The sequence below is a fragment of the Micromonospora gifhornensis genome (assembly GCF_016863515.1).
Classification (GTDB): Bacteria; Actinomycetota; Actinomycetes; order Mycobacteriales; family Micromonosporaceae; genus Micromonospora; species Micromonospora gifhornensis.
Genome location: NZ_BOPA01000014.1, coordinates 100,132 through 119,537, shown reverse-complemented (window position 1 = coordinate 119,537; position 19,406 = coordinate 100,132). Strand labels below are relative to the sequence as shown.

Sequence of the window (19,406 nt, the reverse complement as noted above, 5' to 3'; positions counted from 1 at the left end):
ACCCGACCCCGAGTCGGACGCTCAGTCTGCGAACCACCCAGCGGCTACAGGGTGCGGGCAAGGCGGTCGGCGAGGATCCGGGCGAACCGCGACGGGTCGGCCAGGTCACCGCCCTCGGCCAGCAACGCCGTGCCGTACAGCAGCTCGGCGGTCTCCGCCAGGGAGTCGTTGGCACCGTCCTGCTCGTACGCCTTGCGCAGCCCGGTCACCAGCGGATGCCCCGGGTTGATCTCCAGGATCCGCTTGACCTTCGGCAGCTCCTGACCCATCGCCCGATACATCTTCTCCAGCGTCGGAGTCAGGTCATGGGCGTCACCGACCACGCAGGCCGGCGAGGTGGTCAACCGCGACGACAGGCGTACCTCCCGGACCGAGTCGGTCAGCACGCCGCCCATCCAGGTGAGCAGGTCGGCGTACTCGGTGCGCTGGCGTTCCCGCTCCGCCTCGGCCTCGGTGCGCTCCTCCTCGGTGTCCAGGTCCACCTCGCCCTTGGCGATCGACCGCAGCGTCCGGCCGTCGTAGCTGCCGACCCGCTCCACCCAGACCTCGTCGACCGGGTCGGTGAGCAGCAGCACCTCGTAGCCCTTGGCCCGGAACGCCTCCATGTGCGGGGAGTTCTCGATGGTGGCCCGGTTCTCGCCGGTGGCGTAGTAGATGTCGCTCTGGCCGTCCTTCATCCGGCTGACGTAGCCGGCCAGGTCGGTCAGCTCCGCCGGATCGTGGGTGGAGGCCGCCGACAGGATCTCCAGCAGGGTGTCCCGGTTGTCGGTGTCGTCGATCAGGCCTTCCTTGACGGCGGCGCCGAACTCGGTCCAGAAGGTGCGGTACCGCTCGGGCTGCCCGGTCTTGAGGTCCTTGACGGTGGCCAGCACCTTCTTGACCAGCCGACGGCGTACGGCCCGGATCTGCCGGTCCTGCTGGAGGATCTCCCGGGAGATGTTCAGCGACAGGTCGTGGGCGTCCACCACACCCTTGACGAAGCGCAGATAGTTGGGCATCAGCGCGTCGCAGTCGTCCATGATGAACACGCGCTTGACGTACAACTGCACGCCGCGACGGCCCTGCGGGGAGAACAGGTCGATCGGCGCGTGCGACGGGATGAACAGCAGCGCCTCGTACTCGAAGGTGCCCTCGCCGCGCATGTGGATGGTTTCCAGCGGGTCGGCCCAGTCGTGGCCGATGTGCTTGTAGAACTCGTGGTACTCCGCCGGCTCCACCTCGCCCTTGGGGCGGGCCCACAGCGCCTTCATCGAGTTGAGCGTCACCGTCTCGGTGGTGGCCTCGGCGCCGTCGGTGCCGGGACGCTCGACCGTCATCCGGATCGGGTGGGCGATGAAGTCGGAGTACCGCTTGACGATCTCACGGATCGTCCACTCGGCGGTGTAGTCGTGCAGGTTGTCCTCGGCGTCGGCCGGCTTGAGGTGCAGCGTCACCGCCGTACCCTGCGGCGCGTCGTCGAGCGCGGCGATGGTGTACGTGCCCTCGCCGCTGGACTCCCACCGGGTGCCACCGCTCTCGCCGGCCCGCCGGGTGGTCAGCTCGACGGAGTCGGCGACCATGAACGCCGCGTAGAAGCCGACCCCGAACTGCCCGATCAGCTCCTGGGAGGCACCCGCGTCCTGGGCCTCGCGCAGCTGGCGCAGCAGCTCGGCGGTGCCGGACTTGGCGATCGTGCCGATGACCGAGACGACCTCGTCGCGGGTCATCCCGATGCCGTTGTCCCGCACGGTGAGGGTGCGGGCGTCCCGGTCGACCTCGATGCTGATGTGCAGGTCATCGGTGTCGACGGCGAGGTCCTTGTCGCGCAGCGCCGCCAGCCGCAGTTTGTCCAACGCGTCGGAGGCGTTCGAGATCAGCTCGCGAAGAAACACGTCCTTGTTCGAGTAGATCGAGTGGACCATCAGCTGGAGCAGCTGACGGGCCTCGGCCTGGAACTCCAACGTCTCAGCCCGGTCGTTCACACCTTTCCCCTTCTTCGCTCGTCAGCCACGACGACTCGCGGAAAGGATACGAGCCGTCGCTGTCCGCGTGCGTGGCCGGTCCGCCTCCGCGGGCACGACACCGGCCCGCCCCCTGCGACAGCGGGGACGGGCCGGCGGACGAACGGGTCAGCGGCGGCGGCCGTACGTGCTGGCGAGCAGCGAGACACCGACCGCAGCGAAGGCGATCTGGATGAACAGCTCGATCCAGTCGATGCCGCGGGTGTCGTCCACGCCGAGCAGGCCGGCGACGAGTGTGCCGAGAAGCGCGGCGACGACGCCGATCGCCAGGGTCAACAGGATCGGGATGCGCTGACGTCCCGGCACGACGAGGCGGCCGAGCGCACCGATGATCAGACCGATGATGATTGCGGTGAAGAAGCCGGTGATTTCCACGAGAGCCTGCCCTTCCGAACGGTTACCTCGCCCGACGTGGTGCCCCGGCCGGCCCGAAGGGCAAACGCGGGAGCCCCGTCACCGACGGTTTGTGTCGTAATCGTCACGGTTCCGCGTGACGTCCGTCATGGACCGGTCACCGGAGGGTGATCAGGACCGCGTAGTCGGCGGCGGTGAGCGGATCCGACGACAGCGAGTGGTCTCCCCGGGGGACGCTCAACGGCGCGCCGTCGCGTAGGAAGATCACCGCGTCGACGTCGGCGCGGGCGGTGAGCGTACAGACGATCTGCCCGTAGGCGAGCATCTCGTCGGTACGACCGGTGTCGGCGACCGTCGGCGTGACCGTGACCCGGGCCTGCCCGTCGACGAGTTCCACCTCGGCGTTGCTGAGCGCGCCGGTCAGGGCGTTGGTCAGCCCGTCGTCGCGTTCGGTGTGGGTCGGCCCGGCGAGCAGGTCCCGCAACTGCACGTCGACGGTGGGCACCTCGTCTATCCGGCGGATCACCGGCACCAACCGGTCCTCGCGGGAGAAGTAGAGCACCTCGGTCACCGCGCCGGTCTCGGCGGTGGTCGGCGCGACGGTCGCGGTCGGCGGGAACGGGCCGGGCGGTGGGGTCACCGCACGGGGTCGGTCCTCGCCCGGCACCCCGCACGCGGTGACCACGGCGAGCAGGAGGGCCGCCACGGCGACGTGGACGCGCCGGCCGCCGATCATGACAGGCTCCCGGGCAGGGTGATCCGGAACCGGGCGCCGCCCTCCGGGCGGTCGCTGACCGAGGCGCTGCCACCGTGGGCGGCCGCGTGCTGGGCGACCAGGGCGAGCCCGAGGCCGGTACCGTCGCCGCCGCCCCGATAGTTGGCCGCCCGGCCACGAACGAAACGATCGAAGATCGCCTCACGGTCCTCCACCGGCACCCCCGGTCCGTCGTCGTCCACCTCGATGACCCCGGTGTCACCGGTACGCGACAGCAGCACCGCGACCGGTCCCGCGCCGTAGCGTTCGGCGTTGTCGAGCAGGTTGGTCAGCACCTGCGCCACCCGACGCCGATCCACCCGCCAGGTCGCGGGGGTGTCCTCGGCCAGCCGCACCATCGTCTCCGGCAGGTCCCGATCCCGGCAGACCTGCCGGGCCAGCTCGGCCAGGTCCACCGGTTGTCGGTGCACCGACTGGTCGCTGCGGGCCAGGTCCAGCAGGTCGTTGACCAGCTGCTGGAAACGGTCGATCTCGTCGGCCACCAGCCGGGCCGCGGTGGCGGTGCGCTCGTCCTGGTTGTCCCGACGCCGGGACAGCACGCTTGCCGCCGCGGCGAGCGTCTGCAGCGGTGACCGCAGCTCGTGACTGACATCGGCGGCGAAGCGCCGGTCCCGGTCGATGCGCTGGGCCAGCTCGTCGACCATCCGGTTGAAGGAGGTCGACAGCCGGGTCAGATCCGGGTCGGTGTCGGGTGCCAGACGGGTGGTGAAGTCACCGGCGGCGATCCGCTCGGCGGCGTCCGCGACGGCGGTGAGCGGGCGCAACCCGTGCCGGGTGGCGTACCAGCCCAGCGCCGCACCCGAGCCGGCCACCATGATCGCCACGGCGGTCAGGGCCAACGCCAGGACCTGGAAGGTCTGCTCCAGCTCCCGCAGCGAGGCGATCTCGTAGAACGACGCCGACTCCGACAGCGGCACACCGACCAGCAGGACCGGCTGGTCGTCGACGCGGATGCGTTGCACCGCCGGCTCCCCCGCGCTGACCAGTTCACGCAGTCGCGCCGGGATCGCGGCGGTCAGGCCGTTGTCGGCGGCCCGGCCGTACCAGTCGCCGTTGAGATGCAGCACCGCCCGCCGGCCGGTGCCGGTGTCCAGCGTGCGCAGGGCCTCCCCGGCGTCCGGATTCTCGGTGTCGAGTCCGGCGCGCACCACGGCCGCGTCGTAGTAGGCCGCCCGCAGCACGGTGCGTTCCCGCTCGTCGAGCAGCGTACGGCGGGTCAGCTCGTAGGACACCAGGGCCATCGAGGCGGACAGCAGCAGGGCGCCGATGGCGAAGGCCGCGGTGACCCGGGCACGAAGTCCGAGTCGTCTCATCGTTGCAGCTTGTAGCCGAGCCCGCGCAGGGTGACCAGGTGTTTCGGGTTGGCCGGGTCGGCTTCGATCTTCTGCCGCAGCCGGCCCACGTGCACGTCGACCAGCCGCTCGTCGCCGCTGTCGTATCCCCAGACCCGGCTGAGCAGCTGCTGGCGGGACAGCACCCGCCCGGCGTGCTCGGCCAACTCGCAGAGCAGCCGGAACTCGGTGCGGGTGACCGCCACCGGCGTGCCCGCCCGGCGTACCTCCCCCGCCTCGGGGCTGACCTCCAGCTCGCCGAAGACGAGCACGGGCACCGGCTCCTCCACCGGTGCCACGGTGCGGGCCCGCCGCCGCAGGGCCCGCAGCCGAGCCGTCAGTTCCTTTATCGCCACCGGTTTGACCACGTAGTCGTCGGCACCGGCCTCCAGTGCGGCGACGATGTCGTGGGTGTCGTCGCGGGCGCTGACCACCACGATCGGCACGTCGTCGTCGCGCCGCAGCTGGCGAATGCACTCGAAACCGTCGATTCCGGGCAGCATCAGGTCGACCAGGACGTAGTCCGCCGGGCTCCGGCGCTGCGCCCGCAGGCCCTCCTCGGCGGTGGCCGCACCGTACGCCTCGTAGCCCTCGTCCTCCAGTGCGAGCAGCAGCGCCAGTCGGATGCGGTCGTCGTCCTCGATCACCAGTACCGCTGTCATACCGGGAATCATCCCCAAGCGTCCGCCGACCGGCCAACCACCACCGCCTCCAGGGTGTTTTGTCACGCAACTGTCATACGTCCGCGCAGTGCCTGCCAACCCCGCTGGGCAGGGTGAGAGCCACCTGGGGACCGCAGGAGAGGGGGCAGCGACGTGACCACGCCACGACGCCCCGAGTGCACCGTGCCGCTGGTGGAGGTGGCCATCACCGAGTTCGACCTGGCCTGCCTGCCGGAGACCGGCACAGTGTTCGACCGGCTGCTCACCCTGCACCCCGACCAGGTCATAGTCGATCTTTCCGACTGTCGGCACATCGACGCGGCGGGCATCGGGCTGCTGCTCGACGTGCACCGCCGGATGCTGCGCATCGGCGGAGTGCTGTCGGTACGCAATCCCAATCCGCGCATCGCCCGCATTCTGCAGACCGCCCGGCTGGACCAGATCCTGCCGGTGCACGTCGACGGCGCGGCGCCGCCGGCCGGAACCACCGCCCCTGGGGCTGTATCCAGCGACGCGGCTGTGAGTGCCGCCGGTCATCCGACGGTGTACGGCCGGGCGGCCGTCACCGTACGCAGCTGACCCGGCGAACACCGCCACTGCCAGGACGAGGAGCAGCATGACAATTCCCGGGATCGCCGCAGCCATCGCCGTCGGGCTCACCGTCGGCGCGCTCGGCCGGCTCGTCGTTCCCGGCCGTCCCGGTGTCCCGCTGTGGCTCACCATGACCATCGGCGCCGCCGCCGCGCTGCTCGGCGCCATCAGCGCCTGGCTCGTGGGTGCCCGCGAGCTCAATCTGCTGGCGCTGATCGTGCAAGCCGGTCTGGCCACGATCGGCGTGGTGATCGTGCTCGCCACCGCCAGCAAGGAACACTCAGACTCCCGCTGAGCACACCTGGCGACGGCCCAACGGCCGCCCGCCCCGAGTCCCGTCCCGCACCCCTGCACCGCCAGCACCGGAGAGGAAGCAGGATGACCGTCGTACCGGACGACAACCTGATGACCCTGATCTGCGACACGTGCGGCGAGACCACCACCGGCATGGCCTGCGTGCTGCCCGACGCCGAGGTCGTCTGGACGCTGGTTTCCGATCACGGCTGGAGCGGCTCCCCGTTCGCCACCGGTCCGCACCGCTGCCCACGGTGCAGCACCCTGCCGCCGGGCGTCACGACGAACGGCCGCACCGACCGCTCCGGTGCCGGCGACTCCACGGCCGGTGGGCCCGGTGCCGGCGGGCAGAGTCACGAGGTGACGGTGCTGAGCAGCGACGCCGTCATCGGCGCGGAGTCCAGCGAGGCGCTGCGTGCCGCGTTGCGCGCGGCCGCCAGCCTGGCCGGGACGGTCGTGGTGGACCTGGCACGGGTCCAGGTCATCGACTCGGTCGGGCTGGGCCTGCTGGTCCGTGCGCACCGGGAGGTCCGCGAGCGCGGCGAACGGCTCTGCCTGGCCGCCCCGTCGCGCTTCATCCGTACCGTGCTGCACACGATGAAGCTCGACGGCGTCTTCCCGATCTTCGCCAGCCTCGACGAGGCCCTCACCCAACTGCGTGCCCAGGCCTCCGCCACCGGCGACCCGGTACGGGTCGACGTGACGCCGGCCGAGGCCGGCCGGGTGCGCTCCACCGCGCCCAGAAACGCCGCCACCAGCCGCCCGGTCACCCGCGTCACCGTCTGAGCCCCGGCCACCGGTCGGGCGGGAGGACCCGGCCCGGGAGCGCAACTCGCGGGCGAAAAGCTTTTCCGGCCGGTGTTGAACCGATCCACTTCCGATGCCGTACCTGATGGCGAAGGGAGTGGCCCATGAAGCGCCTGACCCCGTTGCTCACCCTCCTGTCGGGGGCGGTGACGGCTGCCGTGCTGTTCACGATGAGTGCGCAGGCATCACCGCCGCGCACCCAGCCCACCGGGGAGAACGCCCCACCGGCCGTCGCCGCGCCGTCGCAGGACGAGGCGGACGTCGACGACGAGGCTCCGGTGGACGACGAGCAACCCGATCCGGAGAACAGCCGCCAGCCTGGAGTTTCGCCGCCCGACGAGCCGGAGGAGTCGCCGGACGACGTCGACGCCGACTCGGTCGAGCAGAACTGGATCGGCCAGCTGGAGAACGGCGCCACCATCGCCATCACGGTCTCCGGCGGCAAGGCCGAGGCGTACGTCTGCGACGGCCGGAGCATGGAGCTGTGGCTGTCCGGCACGGTCCGCGACGGAAAGATCGAACTGACCGGCAAGGACGCCAAGCTGACCGGCATCATCCGCGGTGACAGCGCCAGCGGCGAGATGATCGTCGGCGTACGCCGCTGGAAGTTCACCGCCCGACCGGACAACGAGAAGGCCGACGAGGCGGAGACCAAGTCCGGTGCGGGCACCGCTCCGGCGATCTACCGCGCGACCGACGAGATCCGCAAGGCCGGCATCGACGGCGGCTGGATCATGCTGCCCGACGGTACGCAGATCGGCATCGTCACCTGGAACGGCAAGCCGATCCCCGCGCCGCCGCTGGACCCGGCCTTCAACAGCACAGTGGTCAACGGAGTCACCATCGTCGCCGAGCCGGTCATCCCCGGGGCGCGGTGATGTCCCAGCACCGTCAGGGCAACGTGCGTACGGTGCCCCGCCGCCCGTCGGAGCCCGACGTCGAGGTGATCCGCGAGTTCGGCGCGGCACCGGCACCGCGACGGCGGCCCTCGATGATGGTGCCGCTGCTGGTCGGGGCGGGCGTGGCGGTGGCGCTGGGCGTCTACGGCCGCAACCACACCCCGACCGGCATCGCGGTCAACGTGGCAGGCTTCTCGTCACCGCTGACGGTGAAGGTGTGGCTGGGTACCGGGGCGGCGTTCTTCGCCGTCATCCAGCTGCTGTCGGCGTTGTCGATGTGGGGCCGGCTCGGCGGGTTCTCCCCGTCCTGGGCCGGTGCCGCGCACCGCTGGTCGGGGCGGGTCGCCTTCCTGCTGACCGTACCGGTCGCGGTGCACTGCCTGTACGCGCTCGGCTTCGACGGCTACGACACCCGTACGCTGCTGCACTCCCTGCTGGGTTGCTTCTTCTTCGGCGCGTTCGCCACCAAGATGCTCACCCTGCCCAAACGCGGTCTCGCCGGTTGGGTGCTGCCGGTGGTCGGTGGGGTGGTCTTCGTCGCCCTGATCGGCATCTTCCTGACCTCGTCGGTGTGGTACTTCACCACCTTCGGCATCCAGTTCTGATCTTCGAAAGGGCGGAGCAGCCACGATGAACCACGAGCAGGCCGGCTGTTGCCGGTCGCGACGGGCCCTGTTGGCCGGCACCGGCGCGGCGGGAGTGGCCGCGCTGACCGGCTGCGCGACGTACGGCCAGCCGGCGGCAGCCCCGCCGCCACCTGCCGCGCCGGGCGGCAGCACCGCGCCGGCCGGAGGTGGTACCGCCCCTGGCGGGGGCAGCCCCGCTCCCGGCGGGTCCGGTGCGCCGGACGACGAGCCGGGCCCACCGGCGCTGGCCACGCTCGCCGACATCCCGGTCGGCGGCGGAGCGATCTTCGCCTCGGCCGGGGTGGTGGTCACCCAGCCCACCGAGGGCACCATCAAGGCGTTCTCGGCCACCTGCACCCACCAGGGCTGCACGGTCACCTCGGTCGACAACGGCGCCATCACCTGCGCCTGCCACAACAGCGTCTTCGACATCGCCGACGGCTCGGTACGCAGTGGACCGGCGCGTGCCCCGCTGCCGGCCGCGAACGTCACAGTCGACGGTGACGCCATCCGGCTGGCCTAGACGCGGCCCATCCCAGGCCCGGGCCGCGCGGGGCCGTCCGGATCACGTGATCCGGACGGCCCCTGCCCCACCCGCCGGGCGGATGGGGCAGGTGTCCGGGCCGTTCGTGTCAGGACGCGACGCAGCTCAGCCCGGTCGGCACGCCCGATCCGTTGCCGGTCAGCCCGAAGGTGGTGCTGGCCGAGGCGGCGAGCTGCCCGTTGTACGGCTCGTTGCGCACCGTCACCGAGGTGCCGGACGTGGTCAACCTGCCGTTCCACAGTGACGAGATGGTGGTGCCGGCCGGGGCGGTCCAGCTGACCGTCCAGCCGCCGATCGCCGAGGTGCCGGAATTGCGTACGGTCACCTCCGCCTGATAGCCGCCCTGCCAGGAGTTGACCACCCGGTACGTCGCCGCGCAGCCCTGATCGCCACCACCGCCGTTGTCGGCCGGTGTGGTCAGGGTCAACGGCGGCGAGGCCGCCGAGATGTTGCCTGCCGCATCGCGTGCCCGCACCGTGAAGGTGTAGCTGGTCGAGGCGGTCAGGTTGGTGGCCCGGTAGCTGGTGCCGGAGACCGTGACCACGCTGGCCCCACCGGAGCCGCTGGTGGTCCGCAGCACCTCGTACGCGGTGACACCCACGTTGTCGGTGGCGGCGGCCCAGTTCAGCGTGGCGGCGGTGGCGGTCACGTCGGTGGCCGTGGGCTGGCCCGGCGCGGTCGGCGCGGTGGTGTCCACCGGGTCGGTGCCGTCGGCGTAGCGCTCGGCGAGGCTGATGCCGGTGGTGGCACCGGCACCGCCGAGGCGCACCTGGTGGTCGAGGCCGACGAACTTGCCGTTGTGCTGCCACAGCGCCGGCTTGAGCATCTGGTTGTACTTCGTCTCGTCCCAGCTGGTCCAGTCGTCGAGCAGCAGACCACCGGTGTCACCGGAGTTGGGGTTGAGGCACCAGAAGGTGTGGTGGATGCCGTTGTCGATCATCAGGTCGCGCAGCGCGGCCATCCAGCGGTCCTGCCGGGCGTCCTGGCCCAGCCGCCCACCCCACTCCCCGATCAACAGCGGGGCGATGTTCTGCTCGTGGATGTAGAACCAGTTCGGCCGCCACACGTCGTTGGTCAGCGACTCCTTGTCGAAGTCACCGGCGAACCAGGGCTGCTCGAACACCAGCGGCCCGTAGTCGTGCGGCGAGTAGACCAGTTGGTCCTGCTGGGCGCCCAGGTCGACCGGGTGCTCGGCGACACCGCGCAGGTTGCCACCCCACCAGTTGTAGAAGTAGTTGGGGCTGCGGTCCGGGTTGGTGTTTGGCGAGTTCCAGGTGGCGCCGGGACGCGGGTATACCTCGATGCCCTCGCAGAGGATCAGCAGGTTCGGGTTGATGGCCAGGATCCGCTTGCCCGCCGTCTCACAGGCGTACTTGAAGTTGTCCTGGTCGGTGCTGGAGTCCCACTTGGCCCGCTGCGGGTCGTTCGGGGTGCCGTGCGGCTCGTTCTTGATGTCCATCGCGACGATGGTGTCGTTGGTGCGGTAGCGGGCGGTGACCCATTCCCAGCCCTGGTAGAACAGCTCCGAGGTGACGGTGCCCTTCCACCACACCGGATAGGTGTGCCCGGAGTTGTCGGCCTCGGCGCTGTGCACGTCGAGCATGACCTTCAGGCCGTACTTCTCGCACAGTTGGAGCCAGTAGTCGAAGACCTGGAGGTTGTTCATGCCCTCCAGCTCCGGGTTGACGTACGTGTTGACGTTCGGCCGGATCGCCTGGCCGGCCTTCCACTCCAGCAGCAGCTGGGTGGAGATGGGCACCCGGACGATGTTGATGCCCCGCTGGGCCATCTGGCGGGTGATGTTCTCGATGTTCGCCGACCACAGGCCGTGGAAGACCCGTTCGGTGGCGTTGAAGCCGAACCAGTTGGCTCCGGTCAGCCAGACCTGGTTGCCGGCCTCGTCGACGATCTTGTTGCCGTCGGTACGCAGCCAGTCGTTGGCCGGGACGGCGGCGCTCGTCACGGCGTCGGCCGTGGGGGCCGCCGTTGCGGCGGGCGCGGCGGCAGCCAGGCCGAGCAGCACCGCAGCCGCGGTGGCGACGGCCTGGATTGTTCTCCGTGCGGACATGCGACTTCCTCTGTGGTGGGTGACGAGGAACGTCGACACAACGGCCCTGCCCGAGGCCGTGGGAGCGCTTCCATCGACACCTTATGCGGTCGTCGCCAGCAGCGGAAGTGGACGTACGCCGTTTCGGCGGCGCCACCGCCGACCGGACGCCGCCAATCCGGCGAAACGGAGTCGATCAAGCGCCGTCGCTACACGGCGAGAGCCTCCCGGACGGTGTGCTCCGCGTCGCCGCCACCCTCACCTGAGGAGGTGACCCGCCCGGACTCCAGCACGTGGTAGCGGTCGGCGACCCGCAACGCGAACCCGAGATGCTGCTCGACCAGCAGCACACTGAACCCGGTCTGCGCGATCAACGCCACGATCCGGTCCTGGATCTCGGCCACCACCGACGGCTGGATGCCTTCGGTCGGCTCGTCGAGCATCAGCAACCGGGGTCGGGTGATCAGCGCGCGGGCGATGGCCAGTTGCTGGCGTTGCCCGCCGGAGAGCAGCCCGGCCCGCCGGCGCAGCAGCGGTTGCAGTGCCGGGAACAGGTCCAGCACCTCGGCGGTGGCCGCCGCACCGTCGCGGCGACCGTCGGCCACCAGGCGCAGGTTCTCCGCCGCCGTCAGGTGCGGGAAGCACTGCTGGCCCTGCGGCACGTACGCGATGCCCCGGGCGACCCGCTGGTGCGGGGCGAGCCGGGTGATGTCCTCACCGTCCCACTCGACCTGACCGGCGGTGGGCCGCAGCAGCCCGGCGGCGACCCGCAGCAGGGTGGACTTGCCGGCACCGTTGTGCCCGAGCACCGTGGCGACCCCGTCGCCGGGCACCTGGACGTCGACGCCGTGCAGCACCCGGCTGCGACCGTAGCCGGCGTGCACGCCACGCAGACTGAACATCATGCCTCCAGAGGGGTCGGACCGGCGTCGACCGGGTGGCCGAGGTAGACCTCCTGCACCCGGGGGTCGGCCTGCACCTGGGCGACGCTGCCCTCGCTGAGCACCCGGCCGGCGTGCAGCACGGTGACCGTCCGCGCGAACCGACGCAGGAAGTCCATGTCGTGCTCGATGACGACCACCGTCCGGTCCCGGCTGACCTGCTCCAGCAGCTCACCTGTGGCGTCGCGTTCCTCGTGGCTCATCCCGGCCACCGGCTCGTCGAGCAGCAGCAGCCGGGCGTCCTGCACGAGCAGCATGCCGATCTCCAACCACTGCTTCTGACCGTGGGCGAGGGTGCCGGCGAGTTGGTCGGCCCGGCCCGCCAGGCCGATCACCTCCAGAGCCTCGGCCACCTCGTCGGGGATGCCGTGCCGGCGGCGCAGCAGGGTCGCCCAGCCGCGCCGGGCACCGGCCGCGATGTCGAGGTTCTGCAGGACGGTCAGTTCCTCGAACACCGTCGAGGTCTGGAAGGTACGGCCCACCCCGAGGCGACTGATCCGGTGCACCGGGCGGCCGAGCAGTTCCCGGTCGCCGAAGCGTACCGAGCCGGTGGCCCTGACCAGCCCGGTCACCGCGTCGACAAGGGTGGTCTTGCCGGCACCGTTGGGGCCGATCAGGAACCGGATGTCCCCCGGCGCCACGTCGAGGCTCACCCCGTCGACCGCGGTGAAGCCGTCGAAGCTGACCCGCAGATCCCGTACGTAGAGTCCGGGTAGCTGATCCGTCATGACGCCTGCCCTTCCGTGCGGCGGGTCCGACGCAGCCGGCCGAACCACCGCTCACCGTCGCCGCGCCGGGCCAGGCCGATAAGCGAGGCCAGGCCGCCGGGCAGGAACGCCACCACCACCACGAACAACAGCCCCTGCAGGTACGTCCAGCCGCCCGGAAACCGTTCCGACAGGGCGGTACGCGCCCAGGCCACCGCCACCGCCCCGAGCACCGGCCCGAGCAGGGTGGCCCGCCCACCGACGGCCACCCCGATGACGAACTCGATGGACGGGACTATCCCGATCAGGGCCGGGGAGATGATGCCGACCGCGGGCACGAACAGCGCACCGGCCAGCCCGGCCATGCCGGCGGCCACCACGTACGCGACGAGCTTGACCGTGGCCGGGTCGTACCCGAGGAAGCGGACCCGTTCCTCGCCGTCGCGTACGGCCACCAGCAGTTCGCCGTAGCGGCACTGCATCAGGTGCCGGGCCAGGGCCAGCAGCGCCAGCAGGGTGCCGGCGATGATGAAGTAGACCATCCGCTGGTTGACCGGGTCGTCCAGGTCGTAGCCGAAGAAGCCCTGGATGTCGGTGAGGCCGTTGGTGCCGCCGGTGGTGCCCTGCTGGCCGATCAGCAGGATCACCATGGCGGCGGCGAGGGCCTGACTCAGGATGGCGAAGTACGCGCCGCGGACCCGGCGGCGGAACACCAGCGAGCCGAGCACGAACGCCACCGCCATCGGCAGCAGCACCGTGGCGGGCAGCGCGAACCAGGGGCTGGCGAAGGGTCGCCACCACAGTGGCAACTCGTCGAGTTGCCCGTACAGCAGCATGAAGTCGGGCATGTTGCCCGGTCCCGCGTCGGCGAGCTTGAGATGCATGGCCATCGCGTAGCCGCCGAGGCCGAAGAAGACGCCCTGGCCGAGGGCGAGCATGCCGCCGCGCCCCCAGGCCAGGCCGATACCGATCGCGACCATCGCCACGCAGAGGTACTTGGCCAGCAGGGAGAGCCGGAAGTCCGACAGCACAAGCGGTGCCACGGCGAACAACAGCGCGGCGCCGAAGGCGAAGCCGGCCACGGCGCGGAAGCGGTGCCGCGACGGCCCGGCCGCCGGCTTGGCCGGTGGCGGCGCGGGGTCGACGACGGTACGGGAATCACGGGCGACGGTGGTCATGCCAGGCTCCGGGTTCGCAGGGTGAACATGCCCTGGGGCCGCCACTGGAGGAACGCGACGATGGCGACGAAGACCATCACCTTGGCGACGCTGAGGGTGGTCAGGTACTCGCCGGTGGCCTGGAGCACGCCCAGGGCGAAGGCGACGATCACGGTGCCCTTGAGCTGACCGATCCCGCCGACCACGACCACCAGGAAGGCGTCGATGATCAGGTTGGTGCCCATGGTGGGGCCGATCGGGCCGAGCAGGGTGAGGGCGACACCGGCGATGCCGGCCAGGCCGGAGCCGATGAAGAAGGTCATCCGGTCGACCCGGGCGGTGGCGATGCCGGAGACGGCGGCCAGGTCGCGGTTCTGCACCACGGCCCGGATCCGGCGGCCCAACGGGGTGATGCGCAACGCGACGGTCAGCGCGACGACGGCACCGCCGGCCAGCGCCAGGATGAACAGCCGGTTGTTGGCGACGGTGATCCCGCCGGGCAGCGCGATGTTGCCGGTGAGCAGCTCGGGGGCGCGGGTCTGCACGTTGGGGCTGCCGAAGATGTCGCGGGCCAACTGTTGCAGGATCAGCGACACCCCCCAGGTGACCAGCAGGGTGTCAAGTGGGCGGGCGTAGAGGCGGCGGATCAGCAGGAACTCCAGCAGCACACCCATCGCGCCGGCCACCACGAAGGCCACCGGCAGGGCGATCAGCAGTGACCAGCCGGCCGCCGAGATGACCTGTTGCAGGACGAAGGTGGTGTACGCGCCGGCCATGATGAACTCGCCGTGCGCCATGTTGATCACGCCCATCTGGCCGAACGTGAGAGCCAGGCCGAGCGCGATGAGCAGCAGCACCGCTCCGATGCTGACGCCGGTGAAGAGTTGGCCGATGAGAACTGTCACGGTGGGTACTCCGTACTGCTGGTGGGGCGGTTCGGGCGGAACCCGCAGGTCCCGCCCGAACCGGTTGCCGGCTAGCTCAGGCCACCGGCCCACGGGTAGCTCTTGAGGTACGGGTCCGGGGTGATCGGCTTGCCGGAGTTCCACACCTCGGTGATCAGGCCGTCCGGGCCGACCTTGCCGACGCGGGCGGTCTTGGCGATGTGCTGGGTCGCGCCGTCCACGGTGACCAGGCCCTCGGGCGCCTCGAAGGTGATGCCGTCGGAGGCCTTGCGGACCTGCTCCACCTCGAAGGTGCCGGCCTTCTCCACCATCGCCTTCCACAGGTAGACCGAGACGTACGCGGCCTCCATCGGGTCGCTCGTCGGCTTGTCCTTCCCGTACTTGGCCTTGTACGCGGCGACGAACTTCTCGTTCGCCGCACCCGGCGTGGTCTGGTAGTAGTTCCAGGCGGTCAGCTGCCCCTCCAGGTACTGGGTGCCGATGCTCTTGACCTCCTCCTCGGCGATCGACACCGACACCACCGGCATGCTGGTGGCGGTCAGCCCGGCGGACTTGTACTCCTTGAAGAAGGCGACGTTGCTGTCACCGTTGAGGGTGTTGAAGACCGCGTCGGCACCGGATGACTTCACCTTGTTGGTGATCGTGCCGAACTCGGTGGAGCCGAGCGGGGCGTACTCCTCCCCCAGCACCGTCATTCCGTTGGCCTCGGCGTACGCCTTGATGATTTTGTTCGCGGTGCGCGGGAAGACGTAGTCGGAACCGACCAGGTAGAGCGACTTGGCGCCCTGTGCCTTGAGGTAGTCCAGGCCGGGAACGATCTGCTGGTTGGTCGTCGCCCCGGTGTAGAAGATGTACGGCGACTGCTCCAGTCCCTCGTACTGCACCGGGTAGAACAGCAGCGCCTTGTGCTTCTCGAAGACCGGCTTGACTGCCTTTCGGCTGGCCGAGGTCCAGCAGCCGAAGACGGCTGCCACCCGGTCCTCGCGGATCAGTTTCTCGGCCTTTTCGGCGAAGGTCGGCCAGTCGGAGGCGCCGTCCTCACCGACGGGTTGGATCTTCTTGCCGAGCACCCCGCCCGCCGTGTTGATCTCCTCGATCGCCAGCATGATCGAGTCGCGGACGGTGACCTCGCTGATGGCCATCGTGCCGGACAGGGAGTTGAGCAGGCCCACCTTGACGGTGTCGCCGGAGGTGTCGGCGGTGACGCCGGCGGAGACCTTCTCGTCGGTGGTCTTACTGCCGCACGCGGCCAGCGCGGCCGCGGCGACCAGGGTCATGGCACCCGCCAGGATGCGTCGTCCCCGGAACAGTGTCATCAAATCTCCCTGCGTCGCACGTGAAGCGTGGAGTCAGTTGCCCGGAAACGAACGCCGGTCCCGAGCGAGGATGTCGAGCTGCGATTTGCGGTGCGGTCCGGTGGAACATCGCGGCGTCCGGCGGGGCGGGTGGACGCCGGCCGGGCACCGATTCGGATATCGGGCAGGGAAAGCTTCGATCCGCTTCATTGCGCGGATGTTTCCCGATCCTCAATAGACTGTTTCCGCTGCCGCGTAACGGCCGGTGTCGTGGACACGGAAAATGCCGGCACCTGCTGCCCCAAAAGGGCGTACAGGCGACCGGCATACGATTATCGGCCGCAGTGGACGGCAATTATTGGACTGCCGTCGAGCGGTTGGCGACTTCCGGCTCGGCACCGGATACTTCACGCAGGAAGTATCTTATGTGGCCGCTTCCCGGGCGTGTCAAGGCACGGTCGGGTCACGCCCTGATCGATTCGGCCCGATCACGCTGCCGCGGGTCAGAGCTCGGCGACGACTGTGAAATCCAGACCGTCGGCCTCAGCCAGGTAGATGCGCTGACGCACGTGCCGCCGCCGCAGCCGCAACTCACCACGCGGTCCGTCGTACGACACCACGTCCGCCGACGCCTCCACCGCCCGGACGTCAAGCGTGCCGGCCTTGGCGATGAGCGCGGCCAGCAGCATGACCCCCTCGTAACAGGACTCGCCGAGGCTGCCCAACGGCGGTGCCTCCAACCCGAAGCGGCGGGCGAACGCACCGTGGAAGTCCAGATTCTCCGGAGTGACCAGGCCGGCGAAGAAACCGGCTGTGCTGAACAGCCCTCGGGTGCCGGCCACCCCGCTGGCCAGCAGCATGTTCTCGTCCATCAGCGTGCTCAGCCGCAGACAGCGCTGATCCAGCCCGGAGCGGGCGAACGCTCGGTTGAAGCGCACCGCGTCCGCGCCGACCAGCAGCATCAGCACCGCGTCGGCGTCGCTACGCTCGATACGCCGCAACACCTCGGCGTAGTCGTGGGTCTCCAGCGGCAGGAAATGATGCCCGACCACGCGGCCACCGTTGCGCTGCGCGTACCGGTAGGCGGCCTGCGTGGTCCGCCGAGGCCAGACGTAGTCGTTGCCGACCACGAACCAGCGCCGCACCCCCAGGTCGGTGGCGAGCACCCGCATCGCCGGCAACAGCTGCGCATCAGGGGTCTCGCTGGTCAGGAAGACCCCTTCGGTACGCTCACCGCCCTCGTACAGCGCGGTGTAGACGTACGGCACCCGGTGCGCGATGCGCGGTGCCACCGCCTGACGGACCGAGGAGATGTGCCAACCGGTGACGCCCTGCACCGCACCGACCGACACCAGCGCCTCGACCTCGGCGGCCACCTCGGCCGGCGGTGCCCCGCCGTCGACCGGGATCAGCCGCAGTTGGCGACCGAGCACCCCGCCCCGGTTGTTGACCTCCTCCACCGCGAGTTGGGCGCACAGCTCGCAGCTCGGGCCGAACATCCCGGCGGGCCCCCGCATCGGCACCACCAACGCGATGCTGACCACGCCCCGGTCGACAGTCAGCCAGGACGTCCCGGCGGCGACACTCGACGTCGCCGATGGACTCCCGTTCCCCGATGCCGGACCGGACATGAACACATCGTGGCCGTCGCCGATCCCGGTGACCAGTTCTCCCCATTGGGCGGGACGTCTCGGTACGATGACCGGCAACCGCAAGGCGGGAGTGACATGTCAGAGTTCCCCGGCTCCGCAGCCGACCTGCTGCCCCTGCTCACCCGCGCCGAACGACTGCTCTCCCGCCGGGTCGGCGCCCTGCTGACCGACGAAGGGCTCACCATCGAGGCGTGGCGGGTGCTCGGTCTGCTCGCCGACGGGCTGGGCCACCCGATGAGCGAAGTGGCCGCCGAGGCGTCCCTGCCCCCGGGCACCCTGACCAAGCTGGTCGACCAACTCGTCGACCGCAACCTGGTCTTCCGTCGGGTCGACCCGATCGACCGCCGCCGCATCCGGGCCTACCTGACCGCCCGAGGCCGCCGCGAGCACGAACGCCTCTCCATGCTGATCCAGGCCGACCTGGCCGCCCTCAGCACAGTGGACGACCCCACCCTCGCCACCCACCTCTCCGCCCTCATCACCCGCCTAACCCCCCACCCCACCCCCACCCCCGCCTAACCCGGCCCCCTCCCCCACCCCCACTCGCCCCACCCCACCCCACCCCACCCCGCCTCGCCCCGCCCCACCCCGCCCCGCCCCGTCGATCTTGCACTTTTGGTCGCGGATTCGCGGCTTTTGGGGCGTTATGCCCCGACAGAAAGTGCAAGATCGACGGGGTCAGCGGGGGCGAGGTCGAGGCCAGGGGGAGGGAGCGAGAGGGTGGGAGGGTGTGAGGGTGGGGTGGTCAGCCGCCGTTGTTGGGGTGGAAGCGGGGGACGCGGTGGCGGGCGGGTGCGGTGCGGTTGGTGGTCGGGGAGATGGCGTCGAACATGGTGCGGCCGAGAACCGCATGGGCGCGTACGGCCGGGTGGGTGCCGCCGTAGTTGTCCAGGTCGCCGAGGGAGTCGGCGAAGAAGGCGTAGGTAAGGGTGGGTGCGCCGGTGGGGTCGAACATGACGCCCACCTCGTGTCGGGCAGCTCCCTGCGAGTCGTAGTCCGCGCCGTACTTGGTGGCCACCCGGCTGCGCTCGGCCGAGGACATGTCACGACGGATTCCGTCGTGGTAGCCGTTGATCCAGCGCAGGATCCCGAGCAGGAAGTCGCTGGACCGGGGGGACAGCAGGGTCTTGTTGACCAGCCGCCACAGCAGGTCGTGGGTCTCGCGTGGGGTGGTCACGCCGAGGAAGAACCGGTTCGGGTTGGCCACCGGCTCGACCCGGGTGTGGGTGAAGCCCTTGGCCGCGAGGATCTGGTTGATCTCCAGGGCCGGCACCACCCGGCCACACATTCGTACGGCGGTGTTGTCGGAGACGAGCAGCAGCGCGGTGAGGAAGTTCGCCACGGTGATCTCGTCGCCCCAGACGGTGTGCAGAAAGTAGATCCCGCTGCCGCCGAGGATGATGTCTCCGGTCAGGTCCAGACGCTGACCGAGGGACAGCTCACCACGGTCGATCTTGTCCATGACGGCCACCGCGACGGCGAGCTTCTGCACGCTGTAGCCGTGCGTCACCCGGTCGGCGTCGTCGTCCACGACGACACTCAGCCCACCGGCGGCACCGACCATCGCGACATGCGTGTGCCACGAACCCCCCGCCAGCGCCTTCTGCCTCCGGTACGCACGCCGGATCACCTCCGCCGCCGGCCGGGTGCCGACCGACGAGCCTGCGTCGGGGCCCGGTGCCGCCACGGCTCTGCCTGGCGTTGCGACAAACGCCGCCGTCGCCGCCCCGATCCCGATGGCGGCCCGACGACTCATCTGCTCGGCCATTCGCCACTCCTCCGCTCAGCGCTCCAACCCGGCAGGTGCCGGCACCGGACA

Annotated in this window: 19 protein-coding genes and 1 pseudogene; 7 read left to right on the top strand and 13 right to left on the bottom strand. The window is 70.3% G+C overall.

What is annotated here, in order from left to right; translation table 11 throughout:
* Positions 1-44: 44 nt before the first annotated feature.
* The 5 genes from htpG to Vgi01_RS08765 all read right to left on the bottom strand — a co-directional run bounded on the left by htpG (position 45) and on the right by Vgi01_RS08765 (position 5,122).
* Positions 45-1,961 (bottom strand): molecular chaperone HtpG, encoded by a 1,917-nt coding sequence (gene htpG, locus Vgi01_RS08785; protein ID WP_102660291.1) that lies wholly within the window; start codon positions 1,959-1,961, stop codon positions 45-47.
* Between the two features lie 147 nt (positions 1,962-2,108).
* Entirely contained in the window at positions 2,109-2,375 is a 267-nt protein-coding gene (locus Vgi01_RS08780) for a GlsB/YeaQ/YmgE family stress response membrane protein (RefSeq protein WP_102660292.1), read from the bottom strand.
* A 136-nt stretch (positions 2,376-2,511) separates the two neighbouring features.
* Positions 2,512-3,090, bottom strand: coding sequence for a GerMN domain-containing protein (locus Vgi01_RS08775; protein ID WP_204290656.1), 579 nt, complete (start codon positions 3,088-3,090; stop codon positions 2,512-2,514).
* On the bottom strand, positions 3,087-4,442 hold the full coding sequence (locus Vgi01_RS08770) for a sensor histidine kinase (protein ID WP_204290655.1): 1,356 nt from the start codon (positions 4,440-4,442) through the stop codon (positions 3,087-3,089). The genes Vgi01_RS08775 and Vgi01_RS08770 overlap by 4 nt, the downstream gene beginning before the upstream one ends.
* On the bottom strand, positions 4,439-5,122 hold the full coding sequence (locus tag Vgi01_RS08765) for a response regulator transcription factor (protein ID WP_204290654.1): 684 nt from the start codon (positions 5,120-5,122) through the stop codon (positions 4,439-4,441). The genes Vgi01_RS08770 and Vgi01_RS08765 overlap by 4 nt, the downstream gene beginning before the upstream one ends.
* Positions 5,123-5,275: 153 nt before the next feature.
* On the opposite strand from Vgi01_RS08765, the gene Vgi01_RS08760 reads away from it, so the two are divergent.
* The 6 genes and pseudogenes from Vgi01_RS08760 (at position 5,276) to Vgi01_RS08735 (ending at position 8,862) form a co-directional block, all read left to right on the top strand.
* On the top strand, positions 5,276-5,701 hold the full coding sequence (locus Vgi01_RS08760; protein WP_204290653.1) for an STAS domain-containing protein: 426 nt from the start codon (positions 5,276-5,278) through the stop codon (positions 5,699-5,701).
* Between the two features lie 37 nt (positions 5,702-5,738).
* Positions 5,739-6,008, top strand: a complete 270-nt coding sequence (locus tag Vgi01_RS08755) for a GlsB/YeaQ/YmgE family stress response membrane protein (RefSeq protein ID WP_204290652.1) — start codon at positions 5,739-5,741, stop codon at positions 6,006-6,008.
* An 83-nt stretch (positions 6,009-6,091) separates the two neighbouring features.
* A pseudogene (locus tag Vgi01_RS08750) lies at positions 6,092-6,661 on the top strand (STAS domain-containing protein); the annotation flags it as partial.
* A 257-nt stretch (positions 6,662-6,918) separates the two neighbouring features.
* Positions 6,919-7,692 (top strand): hypothetical protein, encoded by a 774-nt coding sequence (locus Vgi01_RS08745; protein ID WP_204290650.1) that lies wholly within the window; start codon positions 6,919-6,921, stop codon positions 7,690-7,692.
* A gap of 113 nt (positions 7,693-7,805) precedes the next feature.
* Positions 7,806-8,318 (top strand): DUF6529 family protein, encoded by a 513-nt coding sequence (locus Vgi01_RS08740; RefSeq protein ID WP_233197019.1) that lies wholly within the window; start codon positions 7,806-7,808, stop codon positions 8,316-8,318.
* A 25-nt stretch (positions 8,319-8,343) separates the two neighbouring features.
* Positions 8,344-8,862 (top strand): Rieske (2Fe-2S) protein, encoded by a 519-nt coding sequence (locus Vgi01_RS08735; protein WP_102660301.1) that lies wholly within the window; start codon positions 8,344-8,346, stop codon positions 8,860-8,862.
* A gap of 109 nt (positions 8,863-8,971) precedes the next feature.
* On the opposite strand, the gene Vgi01_RS08730 is transcribed toward Vgi01_RS08735, so the two are convergent.
* The 7 genes from Vgi01_RS08730 to Vgi01_RS08700 form a co-directional block, all read right to left on the bottom strand.
* Complete coding sequence (locus Vgi01_RS08730; protein WP_102660302.1) at positions 8,972-10,951, bottom strand: cellulase family glycosylhydrolase; 1,980 nt, start codon at positions 10,949-10,951, stop codon at positions 8,972-8,974.
* Positions 10,952-11,139: 188 nt separating this feature from the next.
* Complete coding sequence (gene urtE / locus Vgi01_RS08725; protein WP_102660303.1) at positions 11,140-11,832, bottom strand: urea ABC transporter ATP-binding subunit UrtE; 693 nt, start codon at positions 11,830-11,832, stop codon at positions 11,140-11,142.
* The gene (urtD, locus tag Vgi01_RS08720) at positions 11,832-12,599 is read right to left on the bottom strand and encodes an urea ABC transporter ATP-binding protein UrtD (RefSeq protein WP_204290649.1); all 768 of its coding nucleotides are present in this window, start codon (positions 12,597-12,599) and stop codon (positions 11,832-11,834) included. Before urtD ends, urtE begins: the two co-directional genes overlap by 1 nt.
* Complete coding sequence (urtC, locus tag Vgi01_RS08715; protein ID WP_204290648.1) at positions 12,596-13,756, bottom strand: urea ABC transporter permease subunit UrtC; 1,161 nt, start codon at positions 13,754-13,756, stop codon at positions 12,596-12,598. Before urtC ends, urtD begins: the two co-directional genes overlap by 4 nt.
* Entirely contained in the window at positions 13,753-14,640 is an 888-nt protein-coding gene (gene urtB, locus Vgi01_RS08710; protein WP_102660309.1) for an urea ABC transporter permease subunit UrtB, read from the bottom strand. The genes urtC and urtB overlap by 4 nt, the downstream gene beginning before the upstream one ends.
* Before the next feature lie 71 nt (positions 14,641-14,711).
* Positions 14,712-15,956 carry an urea ABC transporter substrate-binding protein gene (urtA, locus tag Vgi01_RS08705; RefSeq protein ID WP_204290647.1) on the bottom strand — a complete coding sequence of 415 codons (1,245 nt, stop codon included), beginning with the start codon at positions 15,954-15,956 and terminating at the stop codon, positions 14,712-14,714.
* 482 nt (positions 15,957-16,438) lie between these two features.
* Positions 16,439-17,566 carry a substrate-binding domain-containing protein gene (locus tag Vgi01_RS08700; protein WP_233197016.1) on the bottom strand — a complete coding sequence of 376 codons (1,128 nt, stop codon included), beginning with the start codon at positions 17,564-17,566 and terminating at the stop codon, positions 16,439-16,441.
* A 96-nt stretch (positions 17,567-17,662) separates the two neighbouring features.
* Here Vgi01_RS08700 and Vgi01_RS08695 point away from each other — a divergent pair, with 96 nt between their 5' ends.
* On the top strand, positions 17,663-18,106 hold the full coding sequence (locus Vgi01_RS08695) for a MarR family winged helix-turn-helix transcriptional regulator (protein WP_204290646.1): 444 nt from the start codon (positions 17,663-17,665) through the stop codon (positions 18,104-18,106).
* Positions 18,107-18,332: 226 nt separating this feature from the next.
* On the opposite strand, the gene Vgi01_RS08690 is transcribed toward Vgi01_RS08695, so the two are convergent.
* Positions 18,333-19,355: a serine hydrolase gene (locus tag Vgi01_RS08690; RefSeq protein ID WP_204290645.1), complete on the bottom strand. Its 1,023-nt coding sequence runs from the start codon at positions 19,353-19,355 to the stop codon at positions 18,333-18,335.
* Positions 19,356-19,406: the final 51 nt, after the last annotated feature.

Coding starts and splice junctions, on each gene's coding strand:
- Vgi01_RS08695 (WP_204290646.1), top strand. CDS start 17,663: ATGTCAGAGTTCCCCGGCTCCGCAGCCGACCTGCTGCCCCTGCTCACC.
- Vgi01_RS08730 (WP_102660302.1), bottom strand. CDS start 10,951: ATGTCCGCACGGAGAACAATCCAGGCCGTCGCCACCGCGGCTGCGGTG.
- Vgi01_RS08765 (WP_204290654.1), bottom strand. CDS start 5,122: ATGACAGCGGTACTGGTGATCGAGGACGACGACCGCATCCGACTGGCG.
- Vgi01_RS08735 (WP_102660301.1), top strand. CDS start 8,344: ATGAACCACGAGCAGGCCGGCTGTTGCCGGTCGCGACGGGCCCTGTTG.
- Vgi01_RS08770 (WP_204290655.1), bottom strand. CDS start 4,442: ATGAGACGACTCGGACTTCGTGCCCGGGTCACCGCGGCCTTCGCCATC.
- Vgi01_RS08700 (WP_233197016.1), bottom strand. CDS start 17,566: ATGTCCGGTCCGGCATCGGGGAACGGGAGTCCATCGGCGACGTCGAGT.
- urtC (WP_204290648.1), bottom strand. CDS start 13,756: ATGACCACCGTCGCCCGTGATTCCCGTACCGTCGTCGACCCCGCGCCG.
- Vgi01_RS08775 (WP_204290656.1), bottom strand. CDS start 3,090: ATGATCGGCGGCCGGCGCGTCCACGTCGCCGTGGCGGCCCTCCTGCTC.
- Vgi01_RS08740 (WP_233197019.1), top strand. CDS start 7,806: ATGATGGTGCCGCTGCTGGTCGGGGCGGGCGTGGCGGTGGCGCTGGGC.
- Vgi01_RS08690 (WP_204290645.1), bottom strand. CDS start 19,355: ATGGCCGAGCAGATGAGTCGTCGGGCCGCCATCGGGATCGGGGCGGCG.
- urtE (WP_102660303.1), bottom strand. CDS start 11,832: ATGTTCAGTCTGCGTGGCGTGCACGCCGGCTACGGTCGCAGCCGGGTG.
- Vgi01_RS08755 (WP_204290652.1), top strand. CDS start 5,739: ATGACAATTCCCGGGATCGCCGCAGCCATCGCCGTCGGGCTCACCGTC.
- urtA (WP_204290647.1), bottom strand. CDS start 15,956: ATGACACTGTTCCGGGGACGACGCATCCTGGCGGGTGCCATGACCCTG.
- Vgi01_RS08745 (WP_204290650.1), top strand. CDS start 6,919: ATGAAGCGCCTGACCCCGTTGCTCACCCTCCTGTCGGGGGCGGTGACG.
- urtD (WP_204290649.1), bottom strand. CDS start 12,599: ATGACGGATCAGCTACCCGGACTCTACGTACGGGATCTGCGGGTCAGC.